This window comes from Shewanella sp. SM29, assembly GCF_025654245.1.
Taxonomy (GTDB): domain Bacteria; phylum Pseudomonadota; class Gammaproteobacteria; order Enterobacterales; family Shewanellaceae; genus Shewanella; species Shewanella oncorhynchi.
Genome location: NZ_JAKKRN010000018.1, coordinates 60,185 through 80,705, shown reverse-complemented (window position 1 = coordinate 80,705; position 20,521 = coordinate 60,185). Strand labels below are relative to the sequence as shown.

Annotated in this window: 16 protein-coding genes; 8 read left to right on the top strand and 8 right to left on the bottom strand. The window is 44.4% G+C overall.

The window, feature by feature from the left end:
• The 3 genes from L5L77_RS13790 to L5L77_RS13780 form a co-directional block, all read right to left on the bottom strand.
• The gene (locus L5L77_RS13790; protein WP_263222951.1) at positions 1-1,389 is read right to left on the bottom strand and encodes a hypothetical protein; all 1,389 of its coding nucleotides are present in this window, start codon (positions 1,387-1,389) and stop codon (positions 1-3) included.
• Between the two features lie 786 nt (positions 1,390-2,175).
• Positions 2,176-3,279, bottom strand: a complete 1,104-nt coding sequence (locus tag L5L77_RS13785; RefSeq protein ID WP_263222950.1) for a phosphoribosylaminoimidazolesuccinocarboxamide synthase — start codon at positions 3,277-3,279, stop codon at positions 2,176-2,178.
• A complete protein-coding gene (locus tag L5L77_RS13780; protein WP_317629711.1) occupies positions 3,266-3,694 on the bottom strand; it encodes a hypothetical protein in 429 nt (142 codons plus the stop codon). Before L5L77_RS13780 ends, L5L77_RS13785 begins: the two co-directional genes overlap by 14 nt.
• Before the next feature lie 247 nt (positions 3,695-3,941).
• Here L5L77_RS13780 and L5L77_RS13775 point away from each other — a divergent pair, with 247 nt between their 5' ends.
• The 8 genes from L5L77_RS13775 (at position 3,942) to L5L77_RS13740 (ending at position 12,843) form a co-directional block, all read left to right on the top strand.
• Positions 3,942-4,424, top strand: a complete 483-nt coding sequence (locus tag L5L77_RS13775; RefSeq protein WP_263222946.1) for an SRPBCC family protein — start codon at positions 3,942-3,944, stop codon at positions 4,422-4,424.
• Between the two features lie 104 nt (positions 4,425-4,528).
• Complete coding sequence (locus L5L77_RS13770) at positions 4,529-5,191, top strand: pentapeptide repeat-containing protein (protein ID WP_107402699.1); 663 nt, start codon at positions 4,529-4,531, stop codon at positions 5,189-5,191.
• Positions 5,192-5,621: 430 nt separating this feature from the next.
• Complete coding sequence (gene phsA, locus L5L77_RS13765; protein ID WP_105251315.1) at positions 5,622-7,904, top strand: thiosulfate reductase PhsA; 2,283 nt, start codon at positions 5,622-5,624, stop codon at positions 7,902-7,904.
• A gap of 12 nt (positions 7,905-7,916) precedes the next feature.
• Complete coding sequence (locus L5L77_RS13760) at positions 7,917-8,483, top strand: 4Fe-4S dicluster domain-containing protein (protein WP_263193257.1); 567 nt, start codon at positions 7,917-7,919, stop codon at positions 8,481-8,483.
• A 2-nt stretch (positions 8,484-8,485) separates the two neighbouring features.
• Complete coding sequence (gene nrfD, locus L5L77_RS13755) at positions 8,486-9,433, top strand: NrfD/PsrC family molybdoenzyme membrane anchor subunit (protein WP_263222945.1); 948 nt, start codon at positions 8,486-8,488, stop codon at positions 9,431-9,433.
• 774 nt (positions 9,434-10,207) lie between these two features.
• Complete coding sequence (locus L5L77_RS13750) at positions 10,208-11,569, top strand: CBASS cGAMP synthase (RefSeq protein ID WP_263222943.1); 1,362 nt, start codon at positions 10,208-10,210, stop codon at positions 11,567-11,569.
• A 2-nt stretch (positions 11,570-11,571) separates the two neighbouring features.
• Positions 11,572-12,228: a hypothetical protein gene (locus tag L5L77_RS13745; RefSeq protein ID WP_263222942.1), complete on the top strand. Its 657-nt coding sequence runs from the start codon at positions 11,572-11,574 to the stop codon at positions 12,226-12,228.
• 84 nt (positions 12,229-12,312) lie between these two features.
• Positions 12,313-12,843, top strand: coding sequence for a hypothetical protein (locus tag L5L77_RS13740; protein WP_263222940.1), 531 nt, complete (start codon positions 12,313-12,315; stop codon positions 12,841-12,843).
• Positions 12,844-13,103: 260 nt separating this feature from the next.
• On the opposite strand, the gene L5L77_RS13735 is transcribed toward L5L77_RS13740, so the two are convergent.
• The 5 genes from L5L77_RS13735 to gmtY are packed head-to-tail and all read right to left on the bottom strand — an operon-like array spanning position 13,104 to position 20,494.
• Complete coding sequence (locus L5L77_RS13735) at positions 13,104-15,269, bottom strand: AAA family ATPase (RefSeq protein WP_317629710.1); 2,166 nt, start codon at positions 15,267-15,269, stop codon at positions 13,104-13,106.
• Entirely contained in the window at positions 15,266-15,703 is a 438-nt protein-coding gene (locus tag L5L77_RS13730; RefSeq protein WP_263222938.1) for a VPA1267 family protein, read from the bottom strand. The genes L5L77_RS13735 and L5L77_RS13730 overlap by 4 nt, the downstream gene beginning before the upstream one ends.
• On the bottom strand, positions 15,703-16,380 hold the full coding sequence (gene gmtX, locus L5L77_RS13725; protein WP_000353920.1) for a gamma-mobile-trio protein GmtX: 678 nt from the start codon (positions 16,378-16,380) through the stop codon (positions 15,703-15,705). Before gmtX ends, L5L77_RS13730 begins: the two co-directional genes overlap by 1 nt.
• Positions 16,380-19,037 (bottom strand): integrase family protein, encoded by a 2,658-nt coding sequence (locus L5L77_RS13720; RefSeq protein ID WP_263222936.1) that lies wholly within the window; start codon positions 19,035-19,037, stop codon positions 16,380-16,382. The genes gmtX and L5L77_RS13720 overlap by 1 nt, the downstream gene beginning before the upstream one ends.
• The gene (gene gmtY / locus L5L77_RS13715; protein ID WP_263222934.1) at positions 19,037-20,494 is read right to left on the bottom strand and encodes a gamma-mobile-trio recombinase GmtY; all 1,458 of its coding nucleotides are present in this window, start codon (positions 20,492-20,494) and stop codon (positions 19,037-19,039) included. The genes L5L77_RS13720 and gmtY overlap by 1 nt, the downstream gene beginning before the upstream one ends.
• Between the last annotated feature and the right edge of the window lie 27 nt (positions 20,495-20,521).

Below are 20,521 nucleotides of genomic sequence, written 5' to 3'. Positions count from 1 at the left end.
CTACCCCCAAATGACATTAACAAATTGTTTTGCTCTTGTTGTTAGTTTAACTAAAAAATTATTAGATGAATGCATAAATCTAGCATTTAAAAATGCAACAGTCTTCTGAAAAATGAGGCCAATAGTAAAAAAGACCACTACCGCTACATCGAATATGATAAAGGGCTGTATGCATGAATCAACATCGCTGAAGCTTGCTAGTGTGTCAGGAATATGAATAGCTGCAAACATTGAAAATAATATAGGTATGGAAACAAGAGTATAGATAATTTTTCTTAAGAGTGAAAGATCATTATTAGAAATAAATATATATTTAATAATAAGTCCAATACATAGCATAAACCAGACAATTGATGAAGATATATCTAATTCTAAAGTTTTTATGATAAATAGACTGGAAAAGTTTTTGTCTGCTAACCTGGTAGCATCAAGACCAAGTGAAACTAATAAAGAGAAGAACATGCTAATTATAATAGTGTAAAGTTCTTTTTTTCTGTTTGCTTTGTTGTCAATTAATTCTATTTCACCAATGAGTTTCTTTTTCCTACTGTTTTTTAGTTCATCATTTACAGAGTTTCCATGCAATAATCTTAACAAAGATGAATTGTATATTTTAAGTTTTTTCCAATCGTCAAAATATGAGGTGTTTTGTTGAGAATATACTTTAATTGTTTCAACGTCTTTTTCATTTAGTTTATAATTGAAATATTTTATATCATGATCTTTTGGGACTTGATAGTATATTTTAAAGTCATGAAATGACAAATTTTCATCTGAGTCTATCTCATGTTGGAATGAGAAAGTGCCATCACCTTCCTTAAATTCACCTGTAAATCTTGTGTGTATCCAGAATCCATGAGACGCAAAATTTTTTATAGAAGGCGGTATTTTTATGTTACTGGGAGTAAGCTTTATTTTCTGTTCTGAGATATTTATCTTGTTGGGTATTATAAAGAATTTTTCAATGCCTTTGTTGGATTCTTCAACGAATAAAATATTATTTGTTAGTGCACTAAAAAATGAGTCTATTTCGCCAGCATATTCAGGGGAGTTGACAGGGAATTTTTCTGAGAAATCTCTATTTTCTAACGTTTTAGTATTGGCTCCCCAAAATTGATTTAATATGTCATCTTTCTGGTAGTAATCATGCTTGTTGATGTTTTCAATTGATATTTTTTGATTATTTTTCGAGTAGTTTTCGTAAGTTGCTTCTATTTTTAGAGGAACAGTATCACCCGACTTTGCTCGGTAACTAATAGCAGTGAAAATATCTACGCTTCTAGTTTTTCCAGCTGTTTTGTCGCCAATGATTACAAATTGAAAAAATTTATCAACAATAATTTCATGATTTTTTGAGAAGTCTTTTTTAAGTTCGAATTTAATTTTCATTTTTAATTCTTTATTATTTTTTCAATTTAATTTTTATTCATTTAGGAAGAGATATACTAAAAATCAATGTAATTTTCCACATATTTCTCCATTGGTTTATTGAGTTTAATCGCATAATAATTGAATTTTTAGTCTTATTATTTGCGCTAAAAAGTAGAAGGAAGATTATTAATAAGTATTGTAAACATATATAGATTTCGTGTTTAAATGTGACATTGGCTGTTAAAATGCCATATAAAACAGATGGCTGCAATGGTTATGGTGATTATAATCTTCGAAGTCGCCGCGGGTGCTGGAAGAAATTGCGTGAGTCCGGTCATGGTCGTTCTCGTGCATTCAAGGATTTAACGAGCCACCCATCGTTAAATTTTCTAAAAGTGATGTTTGGTATCACTCTGTTTGCTTTGCATTACTCGCAAGCAACACCGAAGCCACAGAAGTTCACCTTTCCCTGAGAAGTTGCTGAAGGGTGTTGAAGAAAATAGCGTGACGCAGACAGGACGTCTGCGTAGCTTTCGGGGGGAAGGGACGCTCCATCGGAAGCGTTAGCTATTTTCGAATAAGCACGAAGCTAGTATCTAATGCATGTAACTTCGCTAGGGGCGGCAAGGGAGATCCAAGAGGGGATTGCTGTTGATCCCCTCTTGGTCGGGTGTGGGGTGAAGCCCCACGACTTTGATCCAAACGAAGTTTGGAAAATCTACTTTTTCGAAGTAAACAAAAAAGGCGCCTAAGCGCCTTTTTCAATTTAGGTTGAGGGTAACACCCTAGCCACAGCAGATCTGATTAAACAATCAGATCATACTCATCTTTGAGTATCTTAATAATATCTGCCTTAGGATTCGCTGGCAGCGGAATCGCCGCGCCAGTCACTTTCTCGGCAACGCCGGTGTAAGTGCGTGACACTTGCATCATGGCCTCAAGTGGCAGGTCATTGTCGCGGGCGAGGGCTTCACGTTCTGGCATTCTGTCTTTGTTGAGCAGCACATCAGGGTCTGGGAAATGATTCAGCAAGAACTGGCGGAAACCCTCTTTGGAGTTTTCTAAAATCTTGCCATCGCGGTAGGCGGCGCCGTCCCAAATACGTGATGAGTCTGGAGTACCGACTTCATCCATGTAAATCAGTTTTGAATTGCCATCTTTATCGGTCACATAACCGAACTCAAATTTAGTGTCGACAAACACTTGATCAATGTCGGCCAGTGCTTTTGATATCACTTTAAAGCCATCTTTTAACAGCTTCTCGTACAGGTCGATATCTTCTAACTTTTCAAAGCCAAAGGCTTTGTAGTTGGCTTCGATATCGCTGCGGCTGATGTTCACGTCATCTTGGGCTGGCACGCCTGGGATACCGGTTAAAATGCCCTTAGTCGATGGGGTGATTAACAGCTCAGGGAGCTTTTGATCTTTCTCTAAGCCTTCTGGCAGTGTAATGCCACAGAATACTCGCTCGCCTTTTGAGTAAGCGCGCCACATTGAGCCTGTGATGTACTGGCGACAAATGGCTTCGACTTTAATGGGGCGAGCTTTTTGGACTATCCATACGAACGGGTGCGGGATATCCAAAATATGGCTGTCGGCTAGGCCGTTTTCGGCGAACAGTTTAAACCAATGGTTAGATATCGCATTTAACGCCGCGCCCTTACCTGGGATGCCTTTTAAACCGCCTTCACCGTGGAAGATACAGTCGAAGGCCGAGATACGGTCGCTTATCACCATGATGGCGAGCGGGGTATCTTCGGGGACGTTATAACCTTTGGTTTTGATTAAACGACGGCTGTCGGCATCGGTTAGCCAGTAAACGCTGCGAACCTTGCCGCTGTGGACTGGGCTGTCGGTGCGGATAGGCAAATCGTTATTCACGGCTAATACGGAATCAGCAAGACTCATGACGAGTATTCCTTAGGATAGAGAGTGTAGGGATAAGGTTTTTATAAGTGTCGGTTTGCAGATGGACTATGGCGTTAGCAACAGCCAGATTCATTGCAACCGCTTTATTATTCGCACTTGGCTTAGGGCGTAAAGCGTTCAGCCAGTTTGCGGGATTTGATGTTAAATCTTGAACAGCAAAAGGGGTATTTCCGGGCGGTGTTTGAATTGTGTTGGGTGGAGATAATGCAAGGGATGGAACAAACGCAGGGCAAGGTTGGCACCACAGTGAAAGTGGTCTGCGAAAGCGGGCTGGGCCCGTGCCATTTTGCTCGAAAATGCTAACCATTAATCCGAGAGAACCTTGTTCTAGACTGCCGCGAAAAAGTGGCGACATTCTACCTTTTTTGACAAAATTTGCCACGGCTATTTGCATCGCTCTTTGCACAGATCTTTACACAGCCCTTTACACTGCTCTTTATATAGTTCTGTGGCTTGAATCTAGCGGGCGTAAGGATTTGCAAGGGAATCACGCGCTAACACTCAGTGCTGAGCATCATGGAGGGCTGGTGTTCTGCGGACGAGCTAATGTTGAAGGGCTGTATTTTAGCACGCTGATGTGCGAGCTTATGACGTAGCTGCAGCCGACAAGACCATCAAGCCAAATATCCAATGGAGGGAATATGAGCACAAGTCAGCATGTACATAATGATAATCAACGAGAGCTAGTATTAGAGCGGATTATCGATGCGCCGCCAGAAAAGCTGTTCCGCGCGTGGACCGAGCCAGAACTCCTCAAAATTTGGTTTACGCCAAGGCCGTGGACTGTGGCTAGCGCGAGCTTAGATGTGCGTGCCGGTGGTTCAAATGTTATCGTGATGCGCAGCCCTGAGGGACAGGATTTCCCGAATCGTGGCGTGTATCTCGAGGTGGTTGAGAATGAGCGCATCGTATTTACCGATGCCTTTACTGAGGCTTGGGTGCCGTCCGATAAAGCCTTTATGACGGCAACCATCATGTTTGAACCTATAGATGGTAAGACCAAGTACACTGCGCGGGTGCTGCATTGGAATAGCGAAGATAGGCAGAATCATGAGGATATGGGGTTTTATCAGGGGTGGTCTAAGGCGACCGATCAGCTTGAGGAACTCATCGCGAGCATTTAGCCGGTGAGTCTCAAGCCTCGTATCAGAGAGTCAATAATAAGCAGTACCTAGCCCAATTGCCCTGCATATTTTATTGCTGGGGATTGGGCAGGATTAGAGGTGTTATGTCGTCACAGAAAGAAGTACCAGTGCTTAAACAATCGGTGCTTGCGCCATCGCAACTCGCGCAAAGCGCGGCTTTGCAGGGCAATAGTTTTTTATCAAAACAGTTCAATGGCTTGTCGGAATTAGCCCAAGATCTACAGGGCATCGAGTTTGAGGATTGCTGCTTTCAAGATTGCCATTTTAGCGAGAGCACTTTCCGTAAGTGCAAGTTTATCGATTGCCGCTTTGTGCGTTGCAACTTAAGTTTAGTAAAAGTGCCCCAGTGTCAGTTCAGCGGGGTGGAGTTTGAAGAATGTAAGTTAGTCGGTATCGATTGGACCCGCGCCGCGTGGTCGCGTTTATCCTTTGCCGCGCCCTTTTCCTTTAAGCAATCCATCTTAAATGATTGCTCATTTTTAGGTTTGTCCCTCGATGAAATTATCATCGAAGAGTGTAAGGCCCACGATGTCGATTTTCGCGAGGGCAGTTTTAATCAAGCCAATTTCACCTACACGGATTTTAGTCATAGTCTGTTTGGCCGAACTCAATTATTGGAGGCGGATTTCAGCGAGGCATCCAATTACGATATCGACATTTTTAACAATAAAATCAAAGGCGCTAAGTTTAGCCGTGACGAAGCGATTCGGCTGCTCAACTGCCTCGATATAGAATTAATGGATTAAGGATTGTGGTAGGTTTTTACTCAGCTTTTTACTCAGCATAGTGATGCTCATCCCACGAGTATTATCGCAATTTACTGAAATATCTGTTTATTTTTGAAGCCGCCATTTGTCCCATCTGGCGGCTTTTTCTGTCCGTTTTTTAAGACCTATTGATCTTATTCACGTATTTCAAGGTCAGTCCTAGGTTTTAGTTGCGGTAGATCACACCGAGCTTCCCCATGTGGTTTACCACAATACCCACCTACCTCTTTCGGGATAACAATCTCTGTGGATGAGCAGTGTATTCAGCGTATGCCGTGTATTTTGAAGATATGGTGGCGCTGTTTTAACGCTTTATAACTAAAAAAGTAATCAAATCAGTGAGCAAATCTCTGCTCGATGGCGTCCAATGTGGCGACTGACGGGTGGGATGAGCGTGATGGAGGTAACCATGATTGAGCTTAATAGGCGAACCTTTTTAAAGGGAGCAGGAGCGAGCAGCGCCACGTGTGCGCTGGCCAGTCTGCTGCCGGGCAGCTTAGCGGCATTAGAGAATAAGCAGCTAAAGGGCATGGGCAAAGACATTGCCAGTATTTGTGAAATGTGTTCGACTCGCTGCCCGATTTCGGCGCGGGTGATTGAGGGCAAAAACGTCTTCATTAGTGGCAACAAGGCCGCTAAATCCTTTGGCGGTAAAGTGTGTGCCCGTGGCGGCGCAGGCCATAGTTTATTGTACGATCCACAGCGTATCGTTAAACCGTTAAAGCGGGTCGGTGAGCGCGGCGAAGGCAAATGGGCTGAGATCAGTTGGGATGAGGCTTATAAATTAATCGCTGAAAACCTCAATAAAATCAAAAAAGAACATGGCCCAGAAGCCGTGGCATTCTCGTCAAAATCTGGCTCACAAGAAAAGCATTTGTTTCACCTTGCGACCGCCTTTGGTAGTCCAAATACTTTTACCCACGCGTCGACTTGCCCTGGTGGTTATGAAATTGCCGCTAAGGCTATTTTTGGCACTAAGGTCAAACGTGATTTAAGTAATTCTAAATACATCATTAACTTCGGCCATAACCTGTACGAAGGCATCAATATGTCCGAAACCCGCGGCATGATGGCGGCGCAGATGGACAAAGGTGCCAAGCTGGTGGTGTTCGAGCCAAGATTCTCCATTGTGGCCGATAAAGCTGATGAATGGTATGCCATTCGCCCCGGTACCGACGTGGCCGTCGCCTTGGCGTTATGCCATGTATTGATTGAAGATAATCTTTACGACAAGGCATTTGTCGCGCGTTATGTGGAAGGCTTCGAAGCCTTTGCCGCCGAAGTGAAAGCTTATACCCCTGAATGGGCTGAAACCATCTCCGATGTGCCTGCCAAAGACATTCGTCGTATCGCCCACGAATATGCTGCTAAAGCGCCCCATGCTGTGGTCGATTTTGGTCACAGAGCCACCTTTACCACCGAAGAGTTTGAGATGCGCCGCGCCCTTTACGCCGCCAACGTCTTGATTGGTAATATTGAGCGTAAAGGCGGGATTTATATCGGCCAGAAACCCGGTGATTACAACAAGCTTGCCGGTGAAGCGGTTGCGCCCGTATTAGCAAAACCTGGCGTGAAAGACATGCCAAAACCAGCAGCGAAACGTATCGATCAGGTGGAAGAGCAGTACGCCATGATGTGGACATCGGGCGGCGTTTACCAAACCATTCTCGATGCCACGTTAAGCGCTGTTCCTTACCAGTTACACGGCTGGGTGATGTCACGCACTAACCCAATGCAAACCATGACAGACAGAGCGCGCGTTGTTGAAGCGATGAAAAAGCTCGACTTTATCGCCGTGTGTGATGTGTATATCAGCGAAACCGCCGCCTATGCGGACGTGATTTTACCTGAGTCAACTTATCTTGAACGTGATGAAGAAATTGCTGATAAGTCAGGTAAAAATCCGGCCTATTATGTGCGCCAACGGGTCGTTGAAACCTTAGGTGATACTAAGCCTTCTTGGCAGATCTTTAAGGATGTGGGTGTGGCTATGGGCCTTGGCGAGTTCTATCCATGGGAAAACATGGAAACCCTGCAAATGCTGCAGGTGAACCGCGACACTGACCTGCTGCGCCGGATCAAAGACGAAGGTTTCGTGAGCTTCGGTAAGCCAATTATGTTGTGCGAGCCTAAGATGGTTGCCGAGTTTATTAAGGCATACCCCAATGCGCGACCTGCCGATGAAGACGGCACTTACGCCAGTGCACTGACCTTTAAAACCCCGAGTGGCAAGATTGAACTCACTTCCGCGAAAGTCGAAGCCATGGCACCGGGCCGTGGGGTGATCAAGTTCCGCGAAGTGAATCTTAAAAAAGCAGATGAGCTGTACTTTATCCAAGGCAAAGTGGCGGTGCACACCAATGGCGCAACCCACAATGTGCCTATGCTCGCTAACCTGATGTCGGATAACGCTGTGTGGGTTCACCCTGTTACTGCGGGCAAGTTAGGGATCAGCAATGGCGACCCAATCCGCCTCACCAGCAGTGTTGGCACAGAAGAAGGCCATGCCTTAGTCACGCCGGGCATTCGCCAAGATACTGTGTTTGCTTACATGGGCTTTGGTTCTAAAAACAAAGAGTTGGTCAGAGCAACGGGCAAAGGTATCCACTGCGGTAACTTACTGCCGCACGTTACTGCTCCTGTGTGTGGCATGACAGTGCACACCACGGGCGTCACGCTGGCAAAGCGCTAATCGGAGGCTTAAATGAATAAACGATATGTAATGGTGCACGACGAGAATAAGTGCATCGGCTGCCAAGCCTGTAACGTGGCGTGTCGCAGTGAAAATGGCGTACCCGAAGGCGTAACTCGTCTGCAAGTGCGTGTGGAAGGCCCCTTTGGTGAGATGCCCAATCTGCATTTCAAATATCACAGGGTATCTTGCCAGCAATGTGAAGATGCACCCTGCGTTAAGGTGTGCCCAACGGGTGCGGCCTATGTGGGTGAAGACGGCATTATCTCTATCCATATCGAGAAGTGTGTCGGCTGTATGTACTGTGTGGCAGCGTGCCCTTATAAAGTGCGCTTTATGAACCCAGAAACCAAGGCGGCGGATAAGTGTAACTTCTGTAAAGACAGTCGTTTAGCACGGGGCGAAGAGCCGGCGTGTGTGACTGTGTGTCCAACCGATGCCTTAGTGTTTGGTGATGCTAATGATCCGCAGAGTGAAGTGGCCATCATGCTCAACACTAAAATCACTTACCAAGATAAAACCCATTTGGGCACTAAACCTAGGGTATATCGCGTTCCTACCAAAAGAGGGGGGATTTGATTATGAACAATACTTGGGGCGACATGGCGCAATATGATCCTGTCACTTGGCACTGGGTCATCGCCGTTTACTTGTTTATGGCGGGGTTATCCGCGGGCAGTTTATTGATTGGCATTGGTTTACGCTGGGCGAATAAGGAACTCAGCGCGGGAGCTGAAAGCAGCATTCTTAAGGCGGCAGCCATTATTGGGCCTGTGGCAATTAGCTTAGGTTTAGCTTGCTTAGTGTTTGACTTAACCAAACCATTCCACTTTTGGCTGATCTTAATTCACTATAACTTCCAGTCTGTGATGGCAATCGGGGTGCTGGCGCTGCTGGCGTATTCTCCCTTAGCTTTTGCGTACGCCATTATTGTGCTGCGGGATGACTTACCAAAATGGGGTTTGGGTTTCCTAACACCTATCGCTAAGTTACTTATGCCATTTCGAAGGCTGATTGAAGTATTGTTGTTTGTCCTCGCCATTGGCGTAGGGGCTTACACTGGCTTCTTAATTTCGGCGATGAATGCCTATCCTATGCTCAACACTGCGGTGCTGCCTGCGCTGTTTTTAGTGTCAGGTCTATCGGCGGGCGCTGCGGCAAATGCGGTACTGGCGTTGCTGATGTTTAAGACTGACAGCCACGACAAAACTTTAGTGAAGATGCACGGTTTAGAATTGCCTGTGATGGCGATTGAAATCCTGTTCCTGTTCATGTTGTTCTGCGCCTTGTACTTCAAGGGTGGCGCGGCGGCAGCGGCCTTAGCATCGTTAACTTCTGGGCTATGGGCAAGCGTGTTCTGGATAGGTGTTGTCGGTATTGGCTTTGGTATTCCATTGCTGTTTATGCTGTTACCCGCCGCGACTCGCCACACTAAGGGCGCGATGATCATGGTGGCTTGTGCGAGCTTAACGGGTGTACTCGCCTTAAGACACTTTATTGTGTACGCAGGGCAAAGCTATTTAAGCTGAGTGTAAGCTGGCTTTACATATTGATAGATAAAGAAAAAGCACTGTCAATGCGAGTATATAGTAAAAACAGTGTCTATTCGCGTGTGAGTGAGTGACAGGGCTTTACATATAGGGTCAGCGGCTTTCATTTCAAACGTACATACTGTGTATAATGGTATGTACGTTTTTTATTTGCGCCGAGTCCTTCGGCGGTAACCATTCATCCATGAATTTTTGTTCAGTGTTTAATTGCACCTTGTGAGTGCGACTTGTTCCAACAAGTCGGGAGAGATAGGAGTTTACGTCATTGGTTTAGCAGGACGGGGATAGTTGTTTGCGGCAAGTGCAGAGTTGTCGCCGCATCCATGCGGCTTTGACAGTTCAGTTGTTCACTCATTGATTCACCTTCTTGATTAATTGCACTTAATTTACCACCACATTGCAACCGCTAATTACCACGTGTTGCAAATTAATCGCACCACAACTTTCACGGAAAGTACCACTTCGTCGGATCTCGGCTTTGTGCCAAAAGCGGTCTTATACTAATTAAGTTGAAGGCAAAAATCTGATTGCAGCATGTAAAGAGGGTGTTTTACTCAGAAAAGCCTGTATCGAGCACGCTTTCGCAATTTACAAAGCGGAAAAGTCAGCTAAAAAATTGATTGCAGATTGTTTTTTCGTTAGCGTGGACGAATGCAAAAAAGATCAAAGGCCCAACGTAGACGTAAAAGTGTGCGTTTTGCATTTGATTAACATGTGTCCGGTGCGTTGATGTAAGTATGGGGAAATAAATTTATGGGTTTAAGTGCTAAGCTGTTTTTTGAAGCTAACGAAAATGAAACTCTCTTTACACGTATTTCGTTGACGCCTGAACAATTGGAAGACGCCAGATCTAAGAAAGATAAACTGCTTGAGTTAGTAAAGTCCGAGCTTTCATCATCATTGGAAGTTCCAGTAAAACACTGGATCCAAGGTTCGTATAAAAATCACACTCTTATAAGACCTATCAAAAAGGGTGATGAATTTGATATTGATGTTGGATTGTATGTTTTATGCAATGCTGAAGATGAGGGGTTATCTGCGTTAGATGTAAAGCAGCTAAATCGAAGTATTCTTGAGTGGTATGTTTCGAATAGACCTGAGGCCAAAGTTGGGGAAAGTAAAACGAGCTGTGAGCGGCTGATTTACCCGTCATCTTTTCATATTGATATACCTATCTATTACAGCGATGCTGAAACTGGTACTTGTAAGCTCGCTGTTGAGTCGGATGAGTGGGTTGATAGTGACCCAAAAGCGCTTCAAGATTGGTTTAATAAAAAAGTATCAGGTTTAACATCAATATCCTTGGCTCAGCTGAGAAGGATGATCAAGTATCTAAAGGTGTGGACGTCGATCAAGGGAAAGGAAGATGGCATTAGAATTCCATCAATTGCAATTACGGTACTTGTAGCTGATCTATTTGTTGCGGCGGATGACGACGATGATGCCTTTATTCAAACCGCCGTACGTGTAATGAATTATATTATCTCAAATGACACGTTAGATAACCCATGCAATGGAGGGGATTTGTTTGGCTTCAAGGATGATGAATATCAACAAATTAAAAGTAGATCAGAGGCATTAAAGAATTCGTGTGAATTTATAAATAAATCAGATGACAGTTTCCAGCAATACGTTCTATGGAGCGCAACATTTGAACATATGTTTCCTCCATTTATTGAAAGGATTGATGAGGTATCAAAGAACACAAATCTTCCTGCAATAACAGTTCCACCTAAAATTAAAGTTCGACACCTAGACAAAAAAAAGAAGCTTATGTCTAGTGGTGTGAAAGATGAAATTAGGGTGTTTCGTGATGAAGAGCTTTATTTTTCAATAGATAATAAATCTGATTATAGTGAAACTGCCGAGGTTCATTGGATTGTACGGAATCAAGATGAAGAAGCAAAAAGGGTTAACGATCTTGGGCACACCTCGGTACTTTCAATAAGCGATGAACGGTACGAAGGTTGTAGTTATAGCGGTACACACTACATGGAATGCTTAGTACTTGATAAAAACAATATAAAGGGTATGGGGGCAGTTAAAGTTCGTATAACTGGTTTTTCCCGACCTTTGAGAAACCCTCCAAAGAAGAAATATTTTAAAGGTAGATAGGTATGTGGAAGGTATTTCCGAAACTCGGGCTGTTAAAGCTATTACTCGCTATTTTTTCTGCATTATTTCTATCTGCATTAATCCTACTCATGGGCACTAATGGTGGGGAGCTTTCTTGGAATAACTTTGGTGATTCTTTTAAGCTTTCAACGCCAATAACACTAATTTTTATCGCGGTTATATATGTCATTGGGAAATGGGGGTGGTTGTTTTTCTGGAAGCTCCCATTTTTGGGGGAGCTACTACATAAAACCGTATGTCCAAACCTCAACGGAAAGTGGCTAGGCGAGGCGTACTCAAATTACACCGATGAAAATGGCAACAAAGTCTCCAAGGAGGTAGAGTTGACAATTAAGGCAGATTTGTTTGGATTTAGCCTAGCATTGAAGTCATCAGACGGTTACCAAGAAAGCAAGGTAATACAAAGCGAGCTTTATAGAGATCCTCGTACCGGAACTTTCTATCTGAGTTATATTTTCGAAGCATCGGTTCCGCTTCCTAAAGAAACAGATGATAGGGTTTTTGATGGGGCAGCAAAGCTAGAGATCATAATTAATGATGAAAATACAGTTTTAAAAGGAACGTACTGGACAAATAGAGCATGGCAACGTGGTATGAATACAGCTGGTCTAATTATCATGAAGAAAACAAACATTTAACAAGTGGCTACTGGCGGATTGCATTACGCTCCGAGCCATGTAGCCCCAGAGCTAGGTGTTGCTCTTGAGTGAATTAGGATAACGATGGATAAGTACACATTTATTACTGAAATGACTAAAGCATTAGCTTGGCCAGCAACTTTGATTTTTGTTTTATTTTTTTTACGCAAACCATTGATTTATTTGGTGCCATTCATGCGTAAATTGAAGTTCAAGGAATTCGAGATGGAGTTCTCTGAACAAATTCAAGCGCTGAAGTCTGAAGCTGAAATCGATGAAACTTCAGAAATTGACACGCCAGCAATGAATATTCTCGCTTTTTCCACACGAGCCGCTGTCTTGGAAGCATGGATGGAGCTAGAGAATGTTGCAGCAGCACTTGCTGCTTCTTTTTGGAGTTCATCAAATACAGTCCCGTTCAAAAATTATGCGAAGCTGGGATATTATCTACATCAATGTGGTGTCTTGAACGATACACAACTTAAGTCGTTTAATGAACTCCTAAAGCTACGAAATCAGCTTGTGCATACGAAAGAAGAGGAATTAACAGAAAGTGACGCAAAAGCTTACATTATGGTTGCTTCAAACTTAGTTAAGCAAATTAAGTCTCGGTAATTAGCAATTTAACAAACGCCTCAAGAGGGACTTTCAACGCGTGGCGTTTCCTGTCCCAATGAGTCGCGGTGGTTGTGTTGGAGTTTAGTGATAATGAGTTGTCAGCCACTCAGGTGGGCGTTAATCTCCGGTATTCGCTCTTAGCTGACGATCAATTAACTGTATGACTGCTGAAGCTGGTGGTTACATGAAAGTGCAACGGGTTGTAAGCCGCGATTGATCGTGGTGATAAATTTGGGTGATGTTTTGCAGCAGCTTTGCTAATTTTGGTGTAGTAGTTCACTCAAGTAGCTATTTCGCTTATGTGAGTTACTGTGGGCTTCTGTAATAACCCTTAGTTCATCCGAACTACCAACTATATGGATCTCAACCTCTGCTCTGGTAATCGCGGTATACAGCCACGCTCTATCAACGATTTTGCCTTTCTGTAGTGCAATAATGATTCTAGGAAACTGCGATCCTTGAGCTTTATGTAGGGTTATTGCATAACCCAACTCCATGCAATCGAGCACGGATTGTGTGACCTCAACTTTATCCCCCGTATCCAGCGTTACTTCACCATAACTTTCACCTGATGAGTCAATGCTGGTAAGCGTACCAAGAGAGCCGTTTTGAATGCCTTTATCATAGTGGTTTTGCGTAAATAGAATCGCATCATTCAATCTGAGGTTTTGAAAGAATCTCTCACCGTGCATTTCAAACTCAAGCCTTCTACCGCTTGGGTTAACAGCCTCTTGGGTCAGTTTATTAATTTCAGCAACGAGTGCCTTGGTCGGTGCCATGACGCGACTATTTTCAGGTGATTGCTGATACAACTCACAACAGGCTTGAGCAATGTCGCTCTTTGCCGTTTCGTGGAAGTGAATAGCCCCCGTACTTAGTTTTTCAGGCACGATACCTTGATTAATGAGCTTGGAGTATTCAGGAATACCCGTTGAGCCTTTCTGACGCTTAACGATATCTAGCATAGTATTAGCAACGGCTTTTGATAGAACGATATCAGCCAAAACCTTGCCGCAACCTATAGGTGGTAACTGGTCAGGGTCGCCAGTAAAGATAATACGAACCGATGGGTGAATATGGTTGACCAGGCGATACATGGTTGGCAAGTCAATCATACTGGCTTCATCTATTACCAGTAAATGCTTTGGCTGGTCTGAACTTGGCTCAATAGGCTCTCTACGTAATAACTTAGCGATAGTTGAGGTGATAAAGCCAATTGACTCATGCAAGCGCATAGCGGCTCTGCCACTCAGCGCGACCGCATGTATTTCAAATCCCATTTGATGGTAGGCTCGAAGTGCGGTTCTAAGGACTGTGGTTTTACCTGTGCCAGCTCCGCCCGTAATACAGCTCACGGCGTTATCCAAACACGTTGTCACTGCTTCAATCTGCTTCTTGGTTAGCTCGTATGGTAATTCACCAACCGAAGAGCAATATGCAGAATTTGCAACTTCGTCATAAAGGTTGTTTTGATTAGCTAGTGCTTTAAGTCGTTTGGCAACGACATTTTCCATCAACAACTGGGCGGTTGGATGATAAGAGCCAGTGTCGGGGTTTAGGATGTATTGCGCTTTGTTGTGACCTGCTTTAAACGCTTCCGTCACCAGTTCCTTATCTTTGAGCAATTTGGTTAGGTATGGGCGTAAACACGCTTGAGTTGTATAGGTGTGGCCTTTCTCAATCTCTTTGCGAATCGCGGTTTCAAGTGCGGCACTTAGTCTGCGGTGATCACAAGCTGTGATCTTAAACTGGTCAAAATTAACCAGTTTATCGACATCCGTAAACGACATCCCAAACCCAATAAGGACATACGGATTTTGTTTAATAGCCTCAATGGACTCTTCTCCATGATGCTTCAATAAGCGCTGCTGAATACTTGCTGGTATCTTGTGTTCGGTCATCCAGTTGCAGTAGGCCAGATTCTTATATTTGGCGTAACCCTCAAATAACGCATTGATAGAATCTTCACTCAGGACACTTCTAAGGCGCTCTCTTGATTCATGAGTGTCTTTTCTAACCGTTGAGTGAAAATCCTTTCCTAACAGTTCCCAGAGTGCTCTAGCTTTACTTTCACCGATACCTTTGAAATCACTTTCTCTGGCAATAAAGCGAATAAGCTGTTCACCCGTTTCTGGCAGGCTGCATTCGATGTGCTCTGGTGATTCATAGGTATGCTGCTGCATCACGAAATCACCTGTTTCTACTTCCTCTACCAAACGAGTTCCCTTCACTGACCAGTGCTGGCCGAGGGCTGGTTGAACGGGGATGGCATCTGGATCAGCTTTGATGGTGACGTAATACTTGCCGCTATTGGTTTTGTGTGAGTTTTTTTTCAGTGGCACGCCACTGAATATCACCATTTTGGTAGAGCTGTAAGGAATGCTCGTGACACGCATTTGGTCTTGATGGAGTGTAAATTTCATCGTGGCATAAACCCCATTTCTGACAAGGTTTCATTCAGTTCGCCAAAACGCTCCAGTTTACCTTCCAGCTCTTTAACTTTGGCTTTTAGCTCAATGTTTTCAGCTTCTAAGGTCGATACTCGTTTAGCGTCGAGCAGCTTGCGATTAGCTGTGTTGTCGTATTGCTTTGGTTTGTCAGCATTGTTCTTTGCAGATTCGGTCAGTGGCGGGAGTATACCTTTATCACGCAGTTTGTCTTCTAATGCCTTGAGCGCTTTTCTAAGCGTAGGATTTTGGTTAAGGGCAGACTTACCGCAACCAACCCCTTTTGCTACTTCGATGCGGTTGAGCTTGCCTTTAAAGGCGATTTGCTTAAAGTCATCATCAGTTTGAGTGGCTTGCCATACTTCAAATGCTTCGAGATTCTGCTGCGCTCTTTGCTGACCGTTCGCCATTAATCATCTACCTCACCTAACAACTTGCGTAGACCTGTCGCAAAGCCTCTAGGGAATATTTCTATGTTGTATTCCATGTCTTTTACTTGGCCTGCTTGTGTGGTTTGCCAGTTATGTTTTTCCATACATTCGTCAGAAATAGCGTAGGCTAAGGCTTTCTTCTCAGATTCGGTCAAGATGCCAGATAGTGAAGGCAAGACTTCAACACTCGGCTCTGCGCTTGCATCAAACTGACGTACAGGACGCTTATCAATGGTAATATTCGCGTGCTGTTTTAGCAGATTAACCTCTTTGCGATAACGGTTGCGCTCGGCAATAATCTGACCAAACAAAGCCCGTACCGCAGGGTCTGGAATACGCTCAAGTAGCTTGTTATCCTGTGGAACAGACTTAGAGCGTGAGGTTGGCGATAACGGCTTTTTGGTGGTTGTTTTGCACTTTGCTGCCCATGCTTCAATCAAGGTGCGGTAGTGCTTGTTTTTGGTTGCTCGTAACGCTTCGTAACCTGGGCCACCCTCTGCTGCTGATACTCGCCCCATTTGTGCAATGGAGAAATCACGCTGCCCCGATCCTGCATAGGCTTTCAGGATGTCGTTAAGCTTATCTAGGTTTTTTTGGGTTCTTGGCACTTTGTCGTCTTTTAGGTCAGCCAAGATGATATCAATATTAATGTCCATTAACCCTCCAAGAGCGCAGGTTGGGTGAGATTTTCTAGGTGCAATGCTTTACCAGTGAGCGCACTCATGCCTGCACTAAATAGTTTGTTTTCTTCAAGGTACTCACCTGCCTCAATGTAGTTGGCGACTTTGCGGTAGCCCTCTAATTTGTCATGAGGGTCTGCTATTTTTGCCATGTGACGAAGCATGGCATTAGCAGCAATGAGTTGCTGCTTTTCATCCATTTCCAAGAAGATAGGTTCAAAACCCTTTTTCATCAGCATGCGACTGAGTTCAATGGAGCGCTTTTGAATGGCGGGCGTTTTACGAAGTTCATCCTGCAAGTCAGGGAAGAATTCGGCATCGTCACATAGCAAGGAGAGGTGTAAGAGCTCTGAGTCGGTTTCGATAAACCTCAAGGCATGGCTAATATCTTGTTCATTCCCTACTGCAATCAATTTATCTTTGGTGTCGCCATCGCTTCGGGCTTCCTCGACTTGATTGATTTTGATGATTAGCTCGAAGCACACTATCAAGTCTTTGGCGTATTCATTGGCCTCTACTTGTTGCTTTTCATAGCGGCGTTGCAGCACCTGTAACTCACTGTGTTTGGTAAAGGGTTTGCCTTGCTCTTCACAGAAGAACTGCTCGTCTTTGAGTGCTTCTAGCTCACCCTCGATTTCAACCGATAGGTTAGCCGCTTGGTGCGCCTTGTAACTGAGTTGATTTAACTGAGCGTTAAGCGCTGGCAGGTATCGCGCCTCAGTTATAAACCAACGGCAACGAATACAGTTTTCAGGGCCATGCGGTACGCTGTCATAGATGCGATTTTTGGCAGCACTTGCATCTTTAATCAACTCACCGCCGTTCCAGCACCCGCCCAGCGTACTGACTTCATCGGATTTTACGGTGTTGCCTCCGACCAAACATAAGCCAGCTGAACGCTCCTCCCAGCCGATGGGATTACGGTTAACCAGTGCTGCCTGAATACTGTCTTCTTTGTGGTAGACCATTTTGCATTGAATTTGCGCTAGTGAGGCATCTTTGAGGAAGTTGCGCACTGACTGCTTGGCTTTACCCTCAAGCTCCCCCTCGGCTTCACTCATTTTTTCCGCCATCACGGACGGGGTGATTTTGTTATAGTAGATGGTCATTAGGATACGTGAGTGCCCTGCCAGTAGTTTGGATATGACAGGTAGTGGCAATTGGGTATCCATCGTGTAGGCAGTTATCAGCGATACACGCAAACTGTGCGGGGGGTGGTTCGTGGCAACCTTATAGTTTACATTAGTGCCTTTTGGGTAATCCACAACCAGTTTAAGTCGCTCTCCATTATCAAGCGTATTACCTTGCTCAGCGAGCTGGTTTTCCAGTGTTAGCAAGAGTTGATACCAGAAAGCTCTCATCGCATCGGGATTTATCGGTTTGTATTTATCATCACCGTTTGCTGATGCATCCCGAAAGAGAAAGGCGATTTCACCCATGCTTTCTAACTGCGTTTGTGACTTCTGATTCTTAGTATGTTTAATTGAGAGCGTGGTGCAGTCTGTCGGTTTCACTATAGGGTTGTATTTTTCCTGCCAGTTACGCAGTTTTTCCAGCCAATATAGTACCTCTTCGTTTTGCCAAGGAATAATGTAGCCCCGCTCAAGTTCGTCTTTATTTTGGTCAGCGGTTTTGTTGGTGTTGATATATAAACCTGTGGAATACTGGCCTGTCATGGTGTCATGGATACGGCGAAAGATGCCTTTACCAAAAGGGCGTTTTTCGCTACCGAGCGCAAAGTCATGCTTGTCATTGAGCTTCCAATGACCGCTTTCATAACGCCACGTATCCGCCTCACCACTGTCTAACATCCGCACTTGATAGGTGCGCAGTGGCAGATGCAGCTTTATAAATATCACCATCGCTTTGACAGGTGACCAGATTTGGTGGAGAGTGATTCTTTTATTATCTCTAGTCACTTCTTTGGTACGCCACACGCAATCGGGGTCGGTTTTATCAATCAAGTCAGGCTCAACTTCAAACCAATCGCCACTCTGATTGCCTTGCCCTGTCTGCTCTTGTGCCCATGCCCAATGCTTGAAATGGCGGTAGTGATAGCTAGGCAGTAACGACTCGCCTTGTGGTAGGTTTTGCTCAATCACCGTCAGTTCCGCTTTATCTGGCAATGGACACAGAATTTGGCGCAGGTCTTGGATGTAACGATACGGAAGTGGGTTACGCACGGTTTCAGTGTGCGAGAATTGCGTCTTAATTTTGCTCAGCGGATTGCGAACCAGTGGTATTAAGTTGCCGCTATCATCTTCTTCAGATAGATGATGCTCAATGACGTAATTAATGAAGTCAAAGGTGTAGCTGATAGCCATTGTTAATTCGGCGTGGGCGTTAATAGTTTTTCTCACAGTAGCTTCTAGCTCTTCAGTGGAGCAGATATGTCCATTGCAGCCCTTGAAAAACAGACCAATATCAGCTGCATAGGGAGCGTACTCCAACAGGTAGGACTCAAAAAAACGGCTCAACGCTTTACGCTTGCCGTCAATCCCCGTATGTTGTATCGCCATCCACTCAGCGGCTAATTCCTGCCATTGCTCCCATTCAGGGCCAAGGGTGGTGAGCATCCAAGAAAAGGTTAAATCTGATGAACGTCCGTCTTGTTTCTTGCCTTTTTTTGCCATTATTTACCTCGTAATTTCGGATGCTTGCCTGTGAAATAGCCTTGCGGGTCAATATCGTCAAAACCGTGCTCGACCAACTCTTTCCAATCTAGCGATTTTACTTTGGACTCAGGATTTGCCAGTTGTAGCGTGGCCTTGTTGAGTTCATCGGAGATTTCCTGCTGCCCTTTACCTGTGTAGGGAACTTGAGACTCCAGTGATTTATGGTGCATACATCGTCGTATCACCAACGGGTTAAGTCCTGAACGCTCTAAGCGTCTGCCATAGCTATGACGATGACCGTGCGGGTCTAACCCTTCCGATTTGTTTGGCTCTAAGCCAATGCGCCTTAATCCCGCCGCATAGCTTTGGTGAAACGCATTCAAAGTGTATGGGTTTCCAAGGGCGCTGTGATGGAATGAAATGAACGCATAGGGGTGATGGCAGTCAATACTGGCTCGATATTTTTGGTAACTCTTCCACAGTGACATAAAAACCTTGCCATAATCCGTTGGAAACCACTGAACTTGTATGTAGTTATCTCGATGGTCTACAACTCTTGTTTTCCAGCCAACGTATGCCGTGCCTTTCATTCGTTTGCGTGGTATACGAGCGTATTTTTCTTGTAAATAGGCTTCTCTGGTTTTTGTGCCTGAGCGACTACGCCAACTTTCGGGTGCTTTACCATCGACTTCGTTGTAAATTCGAACTATCGCTTTTTCAGGGTCATACGGATCTTCAAGTACATCAGTCACCCACAGCATAATAGCTTCACTTTCACGCAAACCGCCACCGTGCATCAAGAGCAGCATAAGCTTATCTCTCAGCGCAACTCGCGGATCTTTTGCTCCGCCAATACCATCTTTATAGAATGATTCCCAATGCTTATCTGGGAATGCTAAAGCATCGTCTTCGGCTTTCGTCAATGGAGTACGTCCTTTCATTGTGCGAGCTTTACGGATGGTTTTGTTAACAGTTTTATCTTCAATATGTCCAAGGAAGTCATTTTGGTTTTTTCGATACCAAGCAGCGTAATTAAGGCGTTGCTCATGAGGTGTGGCATCTCGCAAAGGGTTCATTGGCTCTGCGCCATGCTTGTTAGCCAGCCAATCAGTAAATGCCGTTAATCGATGAATATGTTTATTGACGTTATCAGTTGAGCTTGGCACCCAGTACAAGCCAGAGGGATCTAAACCATCTTCACCGATGGTGCCTGTGTAAAGACGCTTAGCAAAGGTTTGGAATAGCATTTTAGGATCTTCAAATAATCCTTTGTTGGCTTCCATGTAATCCAAGAGCAAAGAAGTGGCTTGAATAAAACCATTCATTAAAGCATTACTAGCACCATCAGCTTCCATCTTTAGCAAGTAATCGGTAACTGAACCAACTTCACCTTGTTCGGTGATCAAGATGGGGAGCTGACTTTTAATGCCAGTATTATCTTCTACGATAGTTGCTTTGACTTTAACCGATGACAAGGTTCATTCCTTTATACACATTAAACA